The organism is Rhizobium sp. BK379, from assembly GCF_014193955.1.
Lineage (GTDB): Bacteria > Pseudomonadota > Alphaproteobacteria > Rhizobiales > Rhizobiaceae > Rhizobium.
This window is the reverse complement of record NZ_JACIAD010000004.1, coordinates 555207-574201: the sequence shown is the minus strand read 5'-3', so window position 1 is coordinate 574201 and position 18995 is coordinate 555207. Positions and strand designations below refer to the sequence as shown.

21 protein-coding genes and 2 pseudogenes are annotated in these 18995 nt (G+C 60.0%); 9 read left to right on the top strand and 14 right to left on the bottom strand.

The window, feature by feature from the left end; genetic code table 11:
- Positions 1–203: 203 nt before the first annotated feature.
- Positions 204–467: a hypothetical protein gene (locus FHT93_RS21695; RefSeq protein ID WP_183849391.1), complete on the bottom strand. Its 264-nt coding sequence runs from the start codon at positions 465–467 to the stop codon at positions 204–206.
- Positions 468–960: 493 nt separating this feature from the next.
- Here FHT93_RS21695 and FHT93_RS21690 point away from each other — a divergent pair, with 493 nt between their 5' ends.
- From FHT93_RS21690 to FHT93_RS21670, 7 genes and pseudogenes are all read left to right on the top strand, one after another.
- Positions 961–1242, top strand: a complete 282-nt coding sequence (locus FHT93_RS21690; protein ID WP_183849390.1) for a type II toxin-antitoxin system ParD family antitoxin — start codon at positions 961–963, stop codon at positions 1240–1242.
- Positions 1232–1549, top strand: a complete 318-nt coding sequence (locus FHT93_RS21685) for a type II toxin-antitoxin system RelE/ParE family toxin (RefSeq protein ID WP_183849389.1) — start codon at positions 1232–1234, stop codon at positions 1547–1549. The genes FHT93_RS21690 and FHT93_RS21685 overlap by 11 nt, the downstream gene beginning before the upstream one ends.
- A gap of 350 nt (positions 1550–1899) precedes the next feature.
- Complete coding sequence (locus FHT93_RS21680) at positions 1900–2874, top strand: alpha/beta hydrolase (RefSeq protein WP_183849388.1); 975 nt, start codon at positions 1900–1902, stop codon at positions 2872–2874.
- Between the two features lie 65 nt (positions 2875–2939).
- Positions 2940–3083 (top strand): annotated as a pseudogene (locus tag FHT93_RS35675) (alpha/beta hydrolase); the annotation flags it as partial.
- Positions 3084–3121: 38 nt separating this feature from the next.
- Positions 3122–3379 carry a hypothetical protein gene (locus tag FHT93_RS35670; protein WP_246781702.1) on the top strand — a complete coding sequence of 86 codons (258 nt, stop codon included), beginning with the start codon at positions 3122–3124 and terminating at the stop codon, positions 3377–3379.
- Entirely contained in the window at positions 3349–3519 is a 171-nt protein-coding gene (locus FHT93_RS35665) for a hypothetical protein (protein ID WP_246781677.1), read from the top strand. Before FHT93_RS35670 ends, FHT93_RS35665 begins: the two co-directional genes overlap by 31 nt.
- A gap of 26 nt (positions 3520–3545) precedes the next feature.
- A complete protein-coding gene (locus tag FHT93_RS21670; protein WP_183849387.1) occupies positions 3546–4253 on the top strand; it encodes an isochorismatase family protein in 708 nt (235 codons plus the stop codon).
- A 28-nt stretch (positions 4254–4281) separates the two neighbouring features.
- On the opposite strand, the gene FHT93_RS21665 is transcribed toward FHT93_RS21670, so the two are convergent.
- The 8 genes from FHT93_RS21665 to paoA form a co-directional block, all read right to left on the bottom strand.
- Positions 4282–6990 carry a winged helix-turn-helix domain-containing protein gene (locus FHT93_RS21665; RefSeq protein WP_183849386.1) on the bottom strand — a complete coding sequence of 903 codons (2709 nt, stop codon included), beginning with the start codon at positions 6988–6990 and terminating at the stop codon, positions 4282–4284.
- A gap of 20 nt (positions 6991–7010) precedes the next feature.
- Entirely contained in the window at positions 7011–7523 is a 513-nt protein-coding gene (locus FHT93_RS21660; RefSeq protein ID WP_183849385.1) for a hypothetical protein, read from the bottom strand.
- Positions 7520–7624, bottom strand: coding sequence for a hypothetical protein (locus FHT93_RS36040; RefSeq protein WP_348649801.1), 105 nt, complete (start codon positions 7622–7624; stop codon positions 7520–7522). Before FHT93_RS36040 ends, FHT93_RS21660 begins: the two co-directional genes overlap by 4 nt.
- Positions 7625–8148: 524 nt before the next feature.
- On the bottom strand, positions 8149–8781 hold the full coding sequence (locus FHT93_RS21650) for a nucleotidyltransferase family protein (protein WP_348649795.1): 633 nt from the start codon (positions 8779–8781) through the stop codon (positions 8149–8151).
- A gap of 8 nt (positions 8782–8789) precedes the next feature.
- Positions 8790–9698, bottom strand: coding sequence for an XdhC family protein (locus FHT93_RS21645; protein WP_183849383.1), 909 nt, complete (start codon positions 9696–9698; stop codon positions 8790–8792).
- Between the two features lie 9 nt (positions 9699–9707).
- Positions 9708–11906, bottom strand: coding sequence for an aldehyde oxidoreductase molybdenum-binding subunit PaoC (gene paoC, locus FHT93_RS21640; protein WP_183849381.1), 2199 nt, complete (start codon positions 11904–11906; stop codon positions 9708–9710).
- Positions 11907–11908: 2 nt separating this feature from the next.
- On the bottom strand, positions 11909–12859 hold the full coding sequence (locus FHT93_RS21635) for a xanthine dehydrogenase family protein subunit M (protein ID WP_183849379.1): 951 nt from the start codon (positions 12857–12859) through the stop codon (positions 11909–11911).
- On the bottom strand, positions 12856–13494 hold the full coding sequence (gene paoA / locus FHT93_RS21630; protein WP_183849378.1) for an aldehyde dehydrogenase iron-sulfur subunit PaoA: 639 nt from the start codon (positions 13492–13494) through the stop codon (positions 12856–12858). The genes FHT93_RS21635 and paoA overlap by 4 nt, the downstream gene beginning before the upstream one ends.
- Before the next feature lie 250 nt (positions 13495–13744).
- On the opposite strand from paoA, the gene FHT93_RS21625 reads away from it, so the two are divergent.
- Complete coding sequence (locus FHT93_RS21625) at positions 13745–13915, top strand: NmrA family NAD(P)-binding protein (protein ID WP_348649794.1); 171 nt, start codon at positions 13745–13747, stop codon at positions 13913–13915.
- Between the two features lie 83 nt (positions 13916–13998).
- Here the strand turns inward: FHT93_RS21625 and FHT93_RS35660 are convergent.
- The 4 genes and pseudogenes from FHT93_RS35660 to FHT93_RS21610 form a co-directional block, all read right to left on the bottom strand.
- A pseudogene (locus FHT93_RS35660) lies at positions 13999–14202 on the bottom strand (Fic family protein); the annotation flags it as partial.
- A 182-nt stretch (positions 14203–14384) separates the two neighbouring features.
- The gene (locus tag FHT93_RS21620) at positions 14385–15479 is read right to left on the bottom strand and encodes a GSU2403 family nucleotidyltransferase fold protein (RefSeq protein ID WP_183849376.1); all 1095 of its coding nucleotides are present in this window, start codon (positions 15477–15479) and stop codon (positions 14385–14387) included.
- A 300-nt stretch (positions 15480–15779) separates the two neighbouring features.
- On the bottom strand, positions 15780–16652 hold the full coding sequence (locus FHT93_RS21615) for a histidine kinase dimerization/phosphoacceptor domain -containing protein (RefSeq protein WP_183849374.1): 873 nt from the start codon (positions 16650–16652) through the stop codon (positions 15780–15782).
- Positions 16653–17183: 531 nt separating this feature from the next.
- A complete protein-coding gene (locus tag FHT93_RS21610) occupies positions 17184–17528 on the bottom strand; it encodes a hypothetical protein (RefSeq protein ID WP_162728616.1) in 345 nt (114 codons plus the stop codon).
- A 548-nt stretch (positions 17529–18076) separates the two neighbouring features.
- On the opposite strand from FHT93_RS21610, the gene FHT93_RS21600 reads away from it, so the two are divergent.
- Positions 18077–18403: an NIPSNAP family protein gene (locus tag FHT93_RS21600; protein ID WP_018115918.1), complete on the top strand. Its 327-nt coding sequence runs from the start codon at positions 18077–18079 to the stop codon at positions 18401–18403.
- Between the two features lie 84 nt (positions 18404–18487).
- Here FHT93_RS21600 and FHT93_RS21595 read toward each other — a convergent pair whose 3' ends face one another.
- Entirely contained in the window at positions 18488–18973 is a 486-nt protein-coding gene (locus tag FHT93_RS21595; RefSeq protein ID WP_183849372.1) for an autotransporter outer membrane beta-barrel domain-containing protein, read from the bottom strand.
- Positions 18974–18995: the final 22 nt, after the last annotated feature.

Below are 18995 nucleotides of genomic sequence, written 5' to 3'. Positions count from 1 at the left end.
CAACGCGCTGGCACCAATGATGGTGGCGGCATAATCGAGGCGGAAATCCACTTAGCGAAACGCCCGAAACTGTTCAGACAAACCGAGCCACCTCTCACCTCCGAAAGTCCAGCTATCGAGGAGCTTAAAAGAAGTGTTCGCCTGATTGATAATTGACACAGCCTGGTCGAAAAGGCTTTCCCAATGGCTCATCAGGACAGCCCTCAGGCGGCCAGGGCGAGGGGATATCCAGCCAGCTGCGAGAATTTCCGGGCAATTTCGAATGCGGTGCCGTGATCAATCTCCATCTCATCGAGAAACTGGTGCTGGAGCTCGGCTTTCACTTCGGAATAGAATGAAAATGCGGAAGCATCAAAGTTCTTAACGCTCGCAAAATCCGAAATCTTCGAAGCGAGTTGCTCAGCGGAGAGGTTCGTCCCGTAAGGGGCGTTCACCGTCGACAGTACCTTAATCGCAACGCTAGACATCGTTATCACCACCGTTTTTCAATAAGTTATATAATACATAGCCGCCGAAAACGCAATAAACACGGCAGACGCAGGCATGCAACGGGCGATTGATCCGGCTTATTCCAGTTCTTCTGACAAGAGCAGACGAAGCAGTGGCTTTTTTCTTCCCGGTGCATGTCAACCACACCGGGAATAGGCATTTTGCGGCTCAGAGGCCTGCACGTGCCAGACCATGCTCGACGAGCCTGTCGACCTCGGGCTATTCAGTCGTTCCGTTCACGTTCTGTCCGGCAACTGTTGCGCTGTCCATCGCTTTGAATGGATTCGAACCGTCGGCCCTGCTTCTCAGAGTCCTACAAACCTCCGAAGCCGCTAATTCCGGTCGACGTCGAAGCGTCCCGGCAGTGACGCTTAAGAGCCGGACCTCGTTTCAGGCGTGACTGAAACAGCGAAGTTGCCATCTCGGACAACTGGTGGTAATAATTGCTACCAATCCTGATGGAGGTTATCAATGCCGAATGTTGAAAAGGTCAGTATTTCGATGACACCCCAACATGCCGAGTTGTTGCGAGATGCGGTGAGCAGTGGGGCTTATGCAAGCGGAAGCGAAGTTGTTCGCGAAGCTATGCGTGATTGGTCGGCCAAATGGATGCAAAAGCGTGCGGATATCACCAAGCTGCGTGCGATGTGGGAGGAAGGCAAAGCTAGTGGTCCTCCTGTCGAAGTGGATTTTGATGCAGTGCTGGATGAAGCACGCCAGGAAATAGCACCTGCCTCTCCTCATGCCCGTTAAGCTTCTGTGGACATCAAAGGCGCGCGCCGACGTTAAGAACATTTACATTCATATTGGCAAAGAGCAGCCACGGAGCGCGGAGAAGTACTTCGCCAATTTTCGTCGCAAGGTGGAGTTGCTCATTGAGCACCCGCTGTTAGGCGAGCGTCACCAGGAAGTATTCCGAACAGCCCGGATGTTGGTCGAAGCGCCCTTTGTCATCCTCTATGAGACAAGGCCTGACACTGATGACGGTCCTATTGATACCGTCGAGATCGTCCGAGTGGTTGACGGACGGCGTGACCTTTCAGCTCTGTTTAAGAGCTGATGGGTTGGAAGTAAGGTATCGAACGCCTTGAAGGGAAACGAACCGTCGACACGGTGATCTTTTCCTCACTCTTCCCTCAACTCTGCAGCGAAGACCGTTCGTTTTAGGGGAGGCTAATTATCAGCAAGCACAGGGGATACGATTAAAAGGATCGAAATAGTTCGCTAGATCATCGGTTTGAGGGGCTGGCACGTTTGTTCATCGGCAAACTCAAGTAGCTCATTGTGCATTCGGCCAGCCCGGATCTTACAACTATTTACCCTTATTTATCCCGGGGCCGAAGGCTGCCGGTGGTAGTCCTTTTCCCCAGAGGCGCAGATTTCCTGCACCCGTTTGAAGAGGAAAAGGTCATGAAAAAACATCTCGCTAGCGCCATTGCACTACTGGTCGCCGCCGCTCCGTTTGCCGCCGAAGCCCGTTGCCTCCCACAAACCGCGATCACCGCCTCCGTCAGGGCAATTCCCGTCATTCACTACAAGAGCACGTCGATCGACGGCGTGAACGTCTTCTACCGCGAGGCCGGCCCCAGGGATGCACCGGTCATCCTGCTCCTGCACGGCTTTCCGACCTCGTCGCACATGTTCCGCAACCTCATACCGCTGCTTGCGGACCGCTACCGCGTGATCGCGCCCGACTATCCCGGCTATGGTCAGAGCGACACGCCCGACCATACCAGGTTCCAGTACACATTCGCGCATCTGACTGATATCGTCGAGAAACTGACCGACAAGGTCGGCGCCCACCGGTACAGCATGTATGTTATGGATTACGGCGCGCCGATTGGATACCGGCTCGCGCTCAAGCATCCCGAGCGGGTCGAATCCCTGATCGTGCAGAACGGAAATGCTTATACCGAGGGCCTGGCCGCCTTCTGGGATCCGATCAAGGCCTACTGGGCCGAAAAGACACCGCAACGCCGGGAAGCACTCGCCGGCCTGGTGACGCTCGAAACCACGAAGTTCCAATACACCGATGGAATGGGCGATATCGCGCGGATCAGCCCAGACAACTGGGACGTCGATCAGGCCCTGCTCGATCGGCCGGGCAACAAGGACATTCAGCTCGATCTCCTGGGCGACTACGGCAGCAATGTTCCGCTCTACCCGGAGTTCCAGGCCTTCTTCCGCGAGCGCAAGCCGCCCACGCTGATAGTCTGGGGCAAGAACGACAAGATCTTCCCGGAATCGGGCGCGCATCCCTATCTCCGCGATCTCCCCGACGCGGAAATGCATATTCTCGACAGCGGACATTTCGCCCTCGAGGACAAGCTCGACGTCATGGCGCCGCTGATCCACGACTTCCTCGACCGCAAGGTTTGCAAGTGATGCGTCCCGCAGGGCCGGCGGCCCTGCGGTCTTTCTCCCTCGACAACACCTTAAAAGGAAGAGACATGCCCCATGTCGTTTCGGGCGCCCGGGCAGTCGGCGCGCCGTCCCTCTCGATCGTCCTCGTGCACGGCGCCTTCGTCGACGGCTCCGGCTGGCAACAGGTCCATGGCGAGCTTGCCGGCTTCGGTTTCGAAGTCCTCGTCGCTCCGCGCCTGCTGGGCCGACAGCGGCGAACCGCGATACGATGCTGCCCTTCCTGTCGCTGGAGGGCACGCGCTTCCAATATCTCGCCGGCACGAGGGACGAGGCCCGCATCGATCCCGCCGCATGGCTGTACGATCAGCTCTTCCTCGACCGCCCGGGCGCCAAGGAAATCCAGCTGGACATCATCTACGACTCACGCACCAACGTCGCGCTCTATCCCGCCTTTCTCGCCTATTTCCGCGCGCATCAGCCGGCGGCGTTGATCCTATGGGCGAGAATGATCCGATCTTCCTGTTAAAAGACGCTCACGCCTTCCTTCGCGACCTGCCCGGCGCCGAACCTCATTTCTTCGACACCGGACATTTCGCCCTCGAAGACAAGGCGCACGAGATGATCCCCGTCATGCGACTTCCTCGCGCGAACCCTTTTGCCCGCTAACCGGAACTCAGAGATGGACAGCGACCATGTATAACAGCAAATCCAAGTCGAGCGTGCTTGCGACGGGCGGCGGCATGAGCCTCATCGATCCCTCCGACGTGCTGATTCTGCTTCTCGATCACCAGTCGGGCCTGTTCCAGACGGTCAGGGACATGTCGGTCTCCGATCTGCGCCGGAATGTGGAGATGATCGCCAGGCTTGCCACGCTCTTGAATATTCCGGTCGTCACGACCGCCTCGGAACCTGCCGGCCCCAACGGCTCGCTGATGCCGGAGATCCATGAATATGCGCCACACGCCGTCTATGTGCCGCGCAATGGCGAGGTAAACGCCTGGGACAATGACGATTTCGTCGCCACTGTCTGCGCGACCGGCCGCAAGACGCTCGTCATGGCGGGCGTCTGGACCAGCGTCTGCGTCATGTTTCCGGCGCTCGACGCCCGCGCCGCCGGCTATGACGTCTACGCCGTACTCGATGCCTCGGGGGACCCGAGCGAAATGGCCTCGCGCATTTCGCTCGCCCGCTTCGTCCAGGGCGGCGTCAAACCCACATCTGCCAACGCCCTTCTGTCCGAGCTTCATCGCAGCTGGGCGCGGCCCGAGGCGGCCGAACTCGCAAAACTCTACGGGCTTGCCGCGCCAAACTATGCGGCGGTCGCCGAAAGTTATGCCCGTGCCCGGCAGGCAGCCAGCGAGGCAAGCCAGGCGCAGAGCCATCCGGTGCCTGCGACATGATAGATGCGCTTAGTTCGGCAACCGGAGATCAGTCGAGGCCCGCCATGAGACGCTCCGTCCGCCGGACCGCGGCGCCCGCACCCGTGGCGCGGGCGCACTTCAGAGACTTCTCGAAACAGCGTGTCGCCCTATCCGGTCGTCCGTTGCGGGCTTCGATCATTCCCGCGACGCGCCACAGATCCGGATGCCACCAGCGCTCCTCGCGGATCCCGATTTCGGTCAGCGCGGCGCGCATGCTGTCTTCCGCAAGGCGCATCTCGCCCGCGCCAATATAGGCTTCCGCCAAAAGGCTGCGGTAGAAAGGCACACGATTGCGCCAGCCGCCCCGGAGCAATCCGGCAATGCTGTCCTGCATCCCGGTGAAGCCGGCTGCGTCGCCTCGAGCCGCCTGAATAGCGCCGGCGAAGAACAGGGCGGTGCCCTCGTAGATGCCGACATTCTCGCGTCGTGCGACGTCATCCAGCTGCCGCTGAAGCCGGGACGCGGTTTCGAGCTCGCCCTCCACGAAGGCGATCGGAAGCGCCGCAAGCGAGATCGCATTGCCGAGCGATATCATGTGATCGAGATCCGCGGCCCGATCGATGGCATGGCCGGCCAGACGGGCGGCGCGATCAGGCTCTCCCTGCAACCACGACAGAAGCGCCTGCGACAGGCGAATTCCGGTAGGCAGATCGACCTGGAATCGGGACAATCCGTGCCCGTCCTCCAGATCGCCCCATTCGTCCATCAGTGCCTTAAGATGGGTCGATGCCGAATCCAGTTCGCCGGCATAGATCTCGATATGGGCGAGCAGCCGCTTGCCGTCGGGCGCGCTCGACCAGTTGAGCCCCTTTTCCGCGCCGAAATCCCGCATGCGGCGCAAAGCCTTGCGCGGCCGGCCGGAATAGGCGAAGAAGACCGCCTGTCCGCAGACCGAGCGCATTTCAAGTTCGGCATTGCGCGATTTGCTCGCATGAAAGAGGCTCTCGCGCCAGGCTTTGTCGGTTTGCGGATGCATGTGGCGGGCAAGCGTCATCGCCCAGGCCCGCGCCGTGAACAGCTTCGCCCGTCCCAGCGGCGGAAGCTTCAGGAGCGCCGCGCTGTTTTCGCCTGCAAGATCGATGGCTGCCAGCATTTCCCGGAACGCCGAAAGCTCCTGCCATAGCGGCAGTGCGGCCACGACCAGCTCGATGCCCAGTTCGGCGTCGCCGGCGGGATCGAAGGCCCAGTCGATGGCAGCCCGGACATCGTCGATCGTCCGGCGATATTTCCGCAGCCATTCGCGAGACGTCTGCGAAGACCATTCCCGTTCGGCGATCTGCAGCTTGTCCCGCAGCCGGATCGCAACCTGTCGCCTCGCCTGCTGCCGATGGCCTGAGCCGAAAAGACGCTGCGCCGCATAGGCGCCGGTGCTTTCGGCCAGCCTGTAATGCACTGTCCCGCCGTCATAGTCCGTCGAGACGAGCGATTTCGCCACGAGCTGGGACAGCGCGTCGCGTCCCGTCACGGGGTCGAGTGCGCCGGCGGAATAGAGGGCCTCCGCGTCGTCGGCAGTGAACCCGCCCGAAAACACCGAAAGCAGGCCGAGCAGGACGGCCTCGCGGTCGGGAAGAAGCCGGTAGCTCCAGTCGAGCGCGGCTTCGAGCGTCTGGTGGCGCAAAGGCGCGTCCCGTTCTCCCCGGCTCATCGAACCGAACCCGCCCCTGAAGAGATCGTCGAGCGCGGCAGGCGCAAGCGCACGGACCGTGCCGGCGGCAAGCTCGATGGCGAGCGCCAAGCCCTCCAGCCTTGCGCAGATCGAGACGACACTGCGGACAAAGTCCTCCGTCGGTTCGGCCGTGCCGCAGCCTTGAGACCTGGAGATGAAGAGCTGGACAGCCGGAAACTGCAATGCCTCGCTCGCCGGAAGCGCGATCGTCGGGTCCGGATGGGCGAGACCGGAGAGAAAATGGATCTGCTCGTGCCGCGTGCGCAAGGGTTCGCGGCTGGTTACGAGGATAAAGGCGGCGGGAACCTCAGACGATATCCGCTCGACGACTGTCGCCGCCATAGCGATGACATGCTCGCAATTATCGATGATCAGCAGCGGTGTCTTCTCCCGGAGCACGGCGATCACGCCCCCGACCGGGTCGTCGAGCCCGAGCGAGATGCCGAGAGCGGAGGCGATCGCGGGGACGACGAAGCGCGGATCGCCGATCGTCGAGAGATCGACGAAGGCAATGGCGTCGTCCCCGGCGCGGTAATGCCGGGCCGCCGTGACCGCAAGCGAGGTTTTCCCGGCGCCGCCGGGCCCGACGATGGTGACATAACCGGCTTGATCGAGCTGGCCGCAGATCTGCCGGATCGCCTCATCGCGGCCGAGCAGCTTCGGCACGTCGTGCGGCGCTGCGTAGTGAAGACTTGCGGGGGAAGAAACGGGCCGCACCGGTGCCGGGAGATCGCTCTCCACCGCGCCGACGAACTTGTAGCCGCGACCGGCTATCGTCGCGATATAGTCCGCGGCCGGATCGCAGTCGGTGAGCGAGCGCCGCAGGTTACCGACATTGACCTTCAGATTATGGTCGTGGACGATATAGCTGGGCCATACGTGGGCAAACAGGTCGGCCTTGCTGACCACTTCACCGGCCCGCTCTACCAGCAGGGTGAGGATATCGAAACCCCGCCCGCCGAGCGCAACCGGCCTTCCCTTGTGCAGGAGCGACTGGGCCTCCGGCAACAGCCGGAAATCGCCGAACAGATAGGCGTTCTGCTTCGCCAAGGCTTAGGACCCGCCCTCGTTCAACACTTTTTCCCCTTAGAGCCATGGAGGCTAGAGGTTACACCGCACGAGCCGGTTTGCAAGTCATGCAGGAGTTGCAGCATGCTGGTCGGGCGATGCGAGGTATCCCGCCCTGATTGGAATATCAAGCTGATTACCCAGTAGGCCGAGAACCAGTGGATCTCGCTCACGAGTGGACTGTTGGGCAGCCCGAGCGCGACGAAGATCGATTTCGAGACGAAAAGGCTCGTAACAAGGACGATCAGCATGTTTAGGATCAGCGCCAGATGGAAAGCGACGATCAGTGTCCTGCGGACACCATAGCGGCCCCTGGCAAGATTCCGAAACCAGTTCCTGTTCGTATGGACATGCCATCCAAGCAGAACGAACATAGCCGTCCCGAATAGCTCATGCGGCAGATTGTCGAGCCACCAGTAGCCGAGAGCGAGAAGGAGAAGCGCCGCCATCACGGCGGCGACTGCCAGTCGAAGCCCGAAAGACCCCCGAGCTTGCACGACGACGCATTTGTTCACGATCCGAACGCCTGCGCTTCGGGCAGCGTGAACATGAACTGACTGTCCTGACGGGAGCGATGGCACGAGTAGCACCGCGAGGTATTCTCATCGACCTTGATCGAGCGGTCGGGATGAAACCATTGGAACGCCCATTCGTCGGCACCCGCCCCATCTTTTGAGAGACGAAGTAGCGGAACACCTTTCCTTCGCGGTAGTCCACCAGCACCATATGCGTGCCGACTGCAACCGTTGTACCGGCCTTAAGAGCGGCCAATGCCTCGCGACTGGTCATCATGTGTTCGGTGGAGACGCCGCGCCCGACGGTCGTGTAGTGCTCGAACTCTTCGACTGGAGGAAACGTAACGGCGTTCGCCTCCGCACGGGCGTTCGAGGCCTCTTCTCCAAGAAGGATAAGCGTCGCGAGCAATAGGAAAAGGGCGGCGCCAGCGGATGCGATAGCGGCTTGAACCAGCTTCTTCAAACGGAATCCTTTCAATGGCTCAGGCCTCCCCGGCAACGGGGTAGCTTCCTGAGCGTCACGGTAACAGTCCGCAGAGGCCGGGATTAGACGGAAAGACCGGCATGTTGTCATGAGTCTCATTCATGGATGACCGGACCGTAGGCTTCTAGCTGAAAGCAGCTTTCATGCCGGAGGCTGTCGGTCAAAAATTCCGCCCTCCGCCAGCATCTCCTCCGCCGTGTCCACGTCGGCAAGAGCGGCCTCGCCTATTTCAACGTCAAGGACCGGAACGTTTCCCATTTCGATCAGCGAACGAGCGCCGACATCTCCAGTCAGATTTTGAAGATCGTTGTAAAGGTCGTGAGGGAAGATGACGGGATTGCCTGGCGATCCGCTTCCAACGGCGCGCGCGATGACCCTCCCTTGGCCGCAACGGAAGGCCGCGATCAATGTATCAATATGGCCAGTTGCAAGCCTCGGCATGTCGGCGAGCATGATCATGATACCGCCGGGACAGCCCTTCGATGCCGCCTTCACGCCGGTCCGCAATGAACTGGCAATGCCCGATGCATATTCGGCGTTGTATATGACCTCGCACGGCAGGTCGCGAACCTGCGCGGCAATTTCGGTACTTCGATGACCAGTGACCACGACCACCCTCCTGCAATCGGAGGCCAGAGCCGTGCTCACCGACCTTCGAACTAAAGATTGGCCATCGAATAGTGCCAGGAGCTTGTGGCCTAGACCTTCGACCATCCGGCTCGAGCGGCCTGCGGCTAGAACCACTATTGCAACGGAAATCCTTGGATCGATCACCTTTCTCCTCATGGGTGAGCGGCAAGCCGCGCGGCTGCGACGTCAGCCAGCACCGACAGGGCGAGCGAGCTAGCGTCCCTCGTCGGGCCGAAGAACCCGATCGGCGCCTTTATCCGGTTAATGTCCGAATTCGCCCAGCCATGCTGTCGCAGGCGCTCTTCGCGGCGGCGGTGCGTGCGGGTGCTGCCGAGGGCGCCCACATAGAATGCAGGCGACGCTAGCGCGCGTTCCAGCACCTTGTCCTCGGCGTCGAGATCATGATGGAGGATCACGACGGCCGTCGCTTCGTCGATGGCGCACTTGACGCTCTGATCATCCAACACCACGTCGTAACCGGAGGCCTGCGCAACCGCAGCGACCGCCTGGGCCTCCAGGTTCCTCCCGGAGATCAGAAGCCTTGTGCGTGGCCGGTAGACGCTTATGAATTCCTCGTCGTGCCATGCGGACCTTTCCAAAGCGGGTATTACTGCAAGACGGTGCAGCGTCGGCGAGTAGCGAAGCGCGGCGGAGCGTCGCTGACATAGACTGTCGATGGTCGCTCGTATCGCTCGGCCATCAAGCAGGACATGAATTGCGACCGTGATCCCGCCGCCGCACGGCAGCACGATATCGAAGAATGGCGATCCGTCGCCATAGCTGACCAGGCGGTCGCGCCCTTCGGCGATGGCGGCTACAGCTTCCGAAGCGACGGCCGCCTCGACGCATCCGCCGGATACGTAGCCGCAGTATCGCCCATCCCTCGAGATCGCCACGTGCGATCCGAGGGCACGGGCGGCACCACCTCTGATTTCGACAAGGGTCGCAAGTGCAGCGCCACCCTTGTCGAAGGCGTCGGCGGCAAAGGTCAGGATCTCGACAGGATCGTCCGTTAAAGCCGAGCGAACCGGGGCCTTAATGACATTGCCAATCTGGTCCATCCCAACCTCCTAGGCCACGTCCGGCAGTTCGCCGATCAGCTTGTCGAGCGTGATCGGGTAGTGCCTGACGCGGACGCCGGTCGCGTTGTAGATCGCGTTGGCGATGGCCGCGGACACGCCGCAGAGGCCGAGCTCGCCGACGCCCTTCGCCTTCATCGGCGACGACATCGGATCGGTCTCGTCCAGGAAGATTACTTCTTGATGCGGGATGTCAGCATGAACTGGCACCTCGTAGCCAGCCAGATCGTGATTGACGAAGAAACCTCGACGCGTATCCACGGACAGTTCCTCGCAGAGCGCACCGCCCGCTCCCATGGTCATCGCGCCGATGACCTGGCTTCGGGCGGTGATCGGATTGAGGATGCGACCAGCCGCGCAGACAGCGAGCATTCGACGGATGCGCGTCTCTCCCGTGAAGGCGTCGACGCCGACTTCGACGAAATGGGCGCCGAAAGTCGACTGCTGGTGGGTCTTGGTCAGGTCGCCCCATTTCATCGTGTCCTCGCCGACAAGGCCCTCATCGCCTGCGGCATCTGCAAGCTGAACTGACCGGTTGCCGGAGCGCACCTGCCCGTTCTCAAACACCGCATCCTCCGAGTTGAAGCCGAGCTTGGCCGCCACTGCCTCCCGGAGCTTTACGCAGGCCGCGTAGACGCCAGAGGTCGAAGAGTTGGCGCCAAACTGCCCGCCGGAACCTGCAGATACAGGAAAGCGAGAGTCACCGAGCTGAACTGCCACCTTGTCGATACCGACGCCCATCATCTCGGCGGCAGTCTGCGCAATGATGGTGTAGCTTCCGGTGCCGATGTCGGTCATGTCTGTCTCGACGGTAATGACGCCATCCTTGCCAAGCTTCACCCGCGCGCCGGAGGGCATCACGAGGTTGTCACGGAAGGCTGCCGCCATCCCCATGCCGATCAGCCAGTCGCCGTCCCTGCGCGACGCCGTCTTCGGTCGCTCGCTCCAGCCAAACTTCTCCGCTCCGAGCTTGAGGCAGCCGATCAGATTGCGCAGCGAGAACGGACGTTCGGGGTTTTCGGGATCGACCTGCGTGTCGTTGAGGATACGGAACTGGATCGGGTCCATCCCGACCTTCTCAGCGATTTCGTCGATGGCTATTTCCAGCGCCATGAGGCCTGGAGCCTCGCCAGGCGCGCGCATGGCATTGCCTTCCGGAAGATCTAGCGTCGCGAGGTGCATCGCCGTCATCCGGTTTGCCCCGGCATACAGAAGCCGGGTTTGGTTGACGGCGGTCTCTGGTCCGCCGCCTTCAAGGTCGCCCGACCAGCTCTCATGACCAATCGCGGTGATTTTGCCATCCGGTTCGGCACCGATCCGGATTCGCTGGATCGTAGCCGGGCGATGCGTGGTGTTGTTTGGCATAAGCGGACGCGGAAGGGCGACCTTGACCGGACGGCCGGCTGCCTTTGAACCGAAGGCTGCAAGCACGGCGTCGGCCCGCAGAAAGAGCTTGCCGCCGAAGCCTCCGCCGATGAAGGGCGACATCAGATGCACCTTCTCCTTGTCGACCCCAAGTGTCGTGGCCAGATCGGTGCGCCACCAGTCGATCATCTGGCTCGACGTCCAGACGGTCACTTCGTCACCGTCCCATACGGCGATTGAGGCGTGCGGCTCCATCATCGAATGAGACTGGTCAGGAGTAGTGTAGGTCTCCTCCAAGGTTACGGCGGCGGACTTGAACGCACGCTCGAAGTCGCCGACCGCGGTTTCAGGCTTGGTCGATTCATCAGGCTTCTTCGCGGACGCCATGGCGGCGCGCAGATCGTAGGTGCCGTCCTCAGCTTCGTAGTCCACCTTGATCAGCCCGGCGGCGGCTCGCGCCTGTTCGAAGGTCTCGGCAACGACCACGGCGACGGCCTGATGGTAGTGCTGGATCTCGGACCCGCCGAACAGCTTGGCGGTGTTGTACTTGCCTTTCTCGAGGTCGCCGACGTCGAGCGTGGTCACCACGGCGAGAACGCCGGGTGACTTCTTGGCTGCGGCGGTGTCGATCGACTTCACCTGGCCTTTGGCGATCGCCGAGCCTACGGGATAGCCGTAGACGTACGGCATGTTCTTGTCGTGCCATTCGTAGGCGTATATCGCCCGGCCGGTGGTTTTCAGCTCGCCGTCGATGCGGTGGATGGGCTTGCCCACCACTTTGAGCTGGTCGATGGAGTTTGTAGTCGCTGGCTTGTCGAACTGCATGATTAATCTCTTGCCTCTGCGATCACGGCCCTGAGCGTGCGCTCGACGAGGTTGACCTTGAAACGGTTCTGCTCCGTCGGCCGGGCGTCCGCCATGAGGACGGCTGCCGCAGCTTTTGCGCCATTTTCAAGCTCGGCGTCCGCCTGACCGATACGCCAAGGCTTGTGCGCAACGCCGCCAACCGCGACCCGGCCCTTGCCGTCCGGTTGGATGACAGCACCGACAGACACGAGTGCAAACGCATAGGACGCGCGGTCCCTCACCTTCTTGTAGATGTGGTTGCCACCGATCGGCGGGGGCAGCACCACTGAGGTGATGAATTCGCCTTGATCGAGGACAGTCTCGATATGAGGGGTTTTTCCTGGAAGCTGATGGAAGTCCGCAATCGGGATCGATCGTCTGGACCCGTCTGCCTTAACCGTCTCCACGACAGCGTCGAGGACACGCATGGCGATCGCCATGTCACTTGGATGGGTGGCGATACAAGCGTCGCTCACTCCCACGACGCCGAGTTGGCGCGTGACGCCGCCGATGGCCGAGCACCCGCTGCCGGGCTGACGCTTGTTGCACGGCTGGTTACGATCATAAAAGTACGGACAGCGCGTGCGCTGAAGCAAATTGCCTGCCGTCGTTGCCCTGTTCCGGAGCTGGCCAGAAGCGCCTGCCACCAGTGCTCGCGACAAGAGCCCATAGTCTCGACGCACAGTCTCGTTGGCTGCCAGGGCAGTATTGCGTACGAGGGCGCCAATTCTCAGGCCTCCATCGCTTGTCGCCTCGATCGTGTCCAGGCCGAGACCGTTTACATCGATCAGATGCGCGGGCCGCTCGATCTCGAGCTTCATCAGATCGAGGAGGTTCGTGCCGCCGGCGATGAATTTTGCTTCCGGGTTCGCGGTCGCGGCCTGGGCTGCCGCCTCGATCGACGGCGCACGCTCGTAGGTGAAGGCTCTCATGCTTCGATCCCTCCCGCTTCAGAAATAGCTTCAAGGATGTTCGAATAGGCTCCGCACCGACAGATATTACCGCTCATGCGTTCGCGCACTTCCGCCGCCGTCAGCTTTGCCGCTTCTGTCAGGTCACCGGTAACGTGGCTCGGAATGTTCGCCCTGATTTCTTCAAGAACCGCGATGGAGGAACAGATCTGGCCGGGGGTACAGTAGCCGCACTGGAAGCCGTCGTGTTTGACGAAGGCCGCCTGCATCGGATGCAGTTTGCCGGGTTGACCCAGTCCTTCGATCGTCGTGATCTCGGCGTCTTCGTGCATGACGGCGAGCGACAGACAGGAGTTGATCCGCTGGCCGTCGACCATCACGGTGCATGCACCGCATTGGCCGTGGTCGCAGCCCTTTTTCGTACCGGTCAGATGCAGGTGCTCCCGGAGAGCGTCGAGAAGCGTCGTCCTGTTGTCGACATCCAGTTCCCGGCGCTCGCCGTTGACGGTGAACGCCACAGGCGTCGTAAATTTCATATCGTCTCCAGATGACTGGGCGGCCGCGCTCCCTGTGGCGGTCCCCGTGACCACGACCGTGGCGGCTGACGATATAAGGAGCTCCCGTCGAGAAAGTTCCAGTTGATTGAAGTCCGACATCCTTCGCTCTCCTTACGGTGGCGCGTTTGCGGAGCGAAGACGGAGGAGCCTTCGACCCGTTCGGGCTAGATAGGATTTTGGATAACGCGGATTAGATGCTCTAGTTCGCATGCAGTCATCGCTGCAGTTCATAAATGCTTGCCGCAGGCGCCGCCCGTTCCCGCTCGCATCTATGAACTACAGGTATAAGCGCATGCCATTCATCTCGACTAACCAGATCAATCCAACGGCGTTATCTTCGTCACGTTGAATGAGGATGGCTTTGATGAGGCAATTGAAGATTCTGGTGATCGGGGGAACGGGAAGCGTCGGTCGGCTCGTTGTGTCCGAAGCTCTTGCGAAGGGTCATAAGGTTCGAGCGCTTGTTCGCAATGCCGCCTGCGCCGTCTGCCAGCCGTCGAGATCGCGGTCGGCGACGTGACCAAGCCCGAGACGCTCGCGGCAAGATCCGTCGTAAGCGGTAGGACTAGCCTTCCGCCATCATTGAGCCGGTCCAGCCTAGCGCGGGAGCAGCATGGTGAAGCCGTCTAAGCGTCCGAGAGCTCGCCCCGCCAAGCTAAGGCGCTCCAATAGTGAAAGCACATCGGTAGTAGGCAAGGGCGGTAATGGCGGCGGTATGAACGCGCACACCTTTTCGCCGTGAGCGAAGGTTTCTATAAAGCGTCCAAGCCACTGATTAGGTTTAGAAACAGACGTGGCAGGGAGTATGATTCTTGGTTGCTATGTAAGCAAGAGGCCCTTCGCTTAAATAAGCATAAGACTGAGGTAAGCGCTCTTAAATAAGCAGTGCCTCAGTCGACCGCCTTGGTCGGACTCGAACTCTCGGCACCATATTTGTCTTCGCCACTTGACTCAAATGAACTGCTTTGGCTTTCGAAGTGACGGATGGCCTATTCACCAAACGGAAGTTCAATTTCTTCGCGGTTTCTTTTTGCGCCCTCGAGCAGGACCGTGTTGAGCCGCTCGGCATCTTGTGCCGGCAGCATTCCCGCCCCGGTTCGAATAACTTCCTGCCACGCAGGTCCGCGCTCCCATGCTTCGTTGTAGGCGAGGGCCAAGTCGGCAGATCGCCTTGTCTGCTGCAGGGCTTCAAAGAGCAGCGCAGCTTGACGAACGTCCTTGTCTCGCTTCGCCGGCCCCTGCCCGTCAGTGTTTCGGCGGCTGGCGACTATGAGCTTGTGGACCGCATATCGGGACGGATCAGGGACGACGACTGAGACCCCGCTTCGGTGGAGCAGCATTGTCCTGACGGGTTCCCTTATGAGGAAGTCGAGAAAGCGCAGTGGATCCGCGCTGGCGCCACCAAGTGCGGGCATCTTCGCCGGCTGGTCGATGTAGTCGTCCGAACCACGATTCGATGTCAGAAATTCAACCCTGTAACCATCAGCATTCTGAAACGCCGACGAGGCCGCGGATCCCGATCGATGTGGAACTGGCCGGAAGCTGGCGTCGACGCTCTGCAACAGCTCAACAATCGGAGGCAGACTGTCTTCTACCTCCCGACTGATGGCATAGTCCTGAGCGATATCCGCATCGCCGGTCAGGATCGCAGCCATGGGAAGGCGGACGCCTAGAAGTCCGGAATAGCACTGAAAGGCCACCGTGCCGACGAGAACACTCCGGAGACGAAAGAGACCGCCATCGGCAAGAGCCTCGATGATGTCACCCGACATCGCATCAGGGGCGATCATCCCGCCTTCGCGGGTCAGGGTATTTACCAGGCGCCTGCGAGCGCGTAGATCGTCCTTGTCCCGCTTGTGATCAGCTACGCGCTGCGCGATAACCGGATCATCAGCAGAACCGACGTAACGACGTTTCGTACCACCATGTCCATCCGGGATGTCGAAATACCAGTATTTGCGCCCTTTGATGTTCGCCGGGGTAAACCGACCCTCTGGAGGGAAATCGGCCGTCCATGCGGCGTCGAGCGTGCGCTGACCTAGCTCGGCGAGCATCGTCTGATACATGAGGTCGATTGACTTCATAGCCTCGACTCCTGTGTTATACTGTTTTTCAAAAACAGTATAACGATCGAGGGGATAGGTCGCAAGGTTAGGGGGATCGAAATCCCCGGCCAGCTCTTATCTTACGAAGATCACCCGCACAGATGTCACTGCTGTCTGCACGGATGCGGCGCTTAAAGCGAAAGCACAATCAAGGTTTGGCCCGAGTAGCAACACGAGCCAAGGAATCGCTAGTAGGCGCAGCAGGCGGATTCGCTCAAAGACCGCTGTTGCGGGCCGTTGAAGAAGTCAGGTACTGCGGCTGGCTTGTCAGTTAAAAATTTACGTCACCCCTGGGGCAGCAGTCGACCTTAGCCTCAAGTCGACGCGACACCCTTTCTCAGAGGGCCTCCTGTTCACCTTACCGTCAAACTGGGATGCCATCAATTTCACGAGCTTTGATCCCACTCCTTCCCCAAGGTCTGGAGGGCAACCCGCGCCGTTGTCCTCGACCGTAACCAGGATGGCGTCTGCTTCGGCCACCAGCGTTATCTCTACGTTTCCGCCGTTGTCATCCGGGAGGGCATATTTGAAGGCGTTCGTGACCAGCTCGTTGACGATCAGACCTATGGACGACGCGTGGTTGGTGGGCAGAAGAAGATGAGGACACCTAACTCTGAGCGCGATCGGCCTGACATCGCGGAGTAGATCAGCCAGACCGTGTGTCTCTCCCAGATAGTCGGCAATGTCGACAGACGCTCCGTTGTCATGGTTCGCTTGAAGATGGCGGTGAACCTGCGCGATAACATTGAGGCGCGAAACGGACGCGTCAAGGGCAGCACGAGCCGGCCCCTGCTCCAAGGTTCGAGCTTGAAGGCGCAGGAGCGAGGCGACGGTGGCCAGATCGTTCTTTGTGCGATGCCCTAGCTCTTCCAGCTGGATGGCCCTCGCCTTTTCCATGCGATCGAGCTTCGTCACCGCCCGCCTAAGGGCCTCGGTGATCATCGTTATTCCGCAACCAATCACAACGAACAGCGCGACGGCGAACCATTGGTCGGCACCAACGGACAAGCTCCATTCGGGAGGAATGAAAATCCACGCGGCTATAATGGCGCTTAGGACAGTAGCGAGAAAGCGGCCCTCGGTCGAACAATAGAGCTGCCAAGAAGACGGCGGGAACGAACAACAACAGAGGGTAGTTTTTGAGGGTTTCATCGAGGGCCATCCGCAGCAGAGCCGCCAACAGAACGATCCCAACGGTAATCGAATATCGAACGAGCGTCGACGACGGCCTTCTGGGAGCACTGCAACGAGGAGGTTTTCCATGGCCACCCAAACTATCGCTCACGGCCAGAGTTCCAACGGGGAAGCCACCAGGGGAACAAGCAACATATCCCATAGAGGCTTCCGATGTCCTTCAGGATGTGGACAAAACTACGCTACGACAGCTGGTTACACCATGTAAGCACGGACTTAGGTCTGGTGCGCTTCCGTACGGACCATGTTCAAACAGTTTTGTCACCGTTTGCCTTGTACGGCTGGAGGTCTGCGAGCAGCGCAGCGCATGCGAGTGCTACGGTCCGGTCCGCGCCATTATTCAGGAAACGGCTGATCGATTGCGGGCTGCGGCCTAAGAGAGCTCCGCATTGGCTCTTATTCAAGCCCTTGGCCGACCGCATGGCCTCGAGCCAGTAAAGGAAATCCTCAGCAGTCATTCTGGCCTCAATACTTCAAGCGCAATAGAGCTCATACCTTGGTCCCCTTGTAGAATTCGATCTCGCCGCAATCACGCCAGCGGACGGCAAGCGGGCCCGATCCATCATCAACCAGATATTGAGCATTGCCCCCGGCTGTGAGCCTTGCAGCCATCACGATAACGTCCTTCCGGGACTTAGGATCGAAGGCAAGACGCGGGGTATCAAAGCGCTGAGGCTCATTGGCCGATCGCATGCGACGCGATGCCACCACCATGTCGACAAAAGTGCATTTACCATATTGGCCGTTTCGTTCGATCACCTTGCCCTCTGACATCCGAAGCAGTTCATCGGGGGTGAAAATCTCGGCCAGTTCATTGCGCTTGTATTCGCGCACATATTCAACTGCGCCATTCTTTGGCGATGTCTCGGTGCAAAGCAGATGGATGTGCAGAATAGGCATGGGTGCACCGGCATTGTTTCAATGCCGTTATCTCTCATTTTGTGAAGGATTTTGCGAGATAACCGCCGTCAAAACGAGGCCCTACTTTTGACGACCCGGTATTGGATGTCACGCAGGAAGGCTGACGAGGGCGCGCGGGCTAGGCGCAACGAACTCAACGCCTTCGGCTCGGCGGATACTGGACCCGCTTCGGGGAAGGAGGCTGGTTTCTTCACGGCGTCTTACAGGGCACATGGTACCGCGTGACGACCAAATCCGAGCGGGCGACCGAACTCGGTTTTCCCGACCAGGATATCGACGGCTTCAGCTGCCTCCATCGAGAATGGCTACGCTTTCGATGACGGCAGTCATTCAGAATTCTGCTTTCGCTTCCACCCCATCGACCGGGCGATTGCTAGCATGCGAAGGGTGGTGACGGCCAAAGGACCTCTCGCTTCTTTCAGCGCTAAACGATATGCACGATCTAACGGGAGGAGCATCCGATGATCCACGAATTGCGCATCTATACATGTCTGCCGGGGAGGCTGCCGGCACTCCAGCAGCGTTTCGAGACGGCGACGCTGGCGATCTGGGAACGCTTGGGCATTCGCTCACTCGGCTTCTGGACGACGATGATCGGTTCGTCCAGTAACGATCTGACCTACCTGCTCGAGTGGCGCTCGCTGGCGGAGCGCGAGCTGAAATGGACTGAGTTCATAGCCGACCCCGACTGGCAGGACGCGAAGGCGAAGAGCGAGGCGGACGGGCAGATCGTCGCCAACATCGCCAGTTCGCTGCTGCAGCCAACGCGCTTTTACCGCGGCTTCTAGTCGTCGAAAAACGTCCAGAAACTCGCAGATGACCGATTCCCATATTGTGTCTCCCCACGCGTGTTTTGAGTTCACCAGTTCACTCTAAGCCCCAGCTTGCCGTTCCAGGCGTGATTGTCGCCGTCGAAGGTCGTGCTGGAATTGACGTTGCCGTAGAGCCACGTGGTTCTTGAGACTTGCCTCGTTGTCCCGAGACCGAACTCGATCCATCTCGTCGAGATCGGAGGTGAAAGGAGCATTGCCGCTCGCGGACGAAATGTTAGTTTGAGCTTCCGCCGTAAGCTCCCGCCACAAATTTACCTTGCCCCACACGGTGACCAATCGTGCCGGCTCGCCCGTGGTCGCTTCCTCAGCCTCCCAGATTCTGGCTAGGCGCGCGCCGATCCGCCCCAAGTTGTCGTAGCGGATGTCGGCAGCTCCGTCATTGAAGTCATCGAAACTGACGGTCTGCCAGACGAGCTGCGCTTGCGGCTCCAGTTGCCATCCCTCGCCGAGGTCCAAGGGATAGCCGCCCTCGATGGAAGCCGCGAAGCCGAAGCCTAATTCGCCCGTCGTTTGTTCCCGGAGCATCCGCTCCAAAACTTCTTGAAAG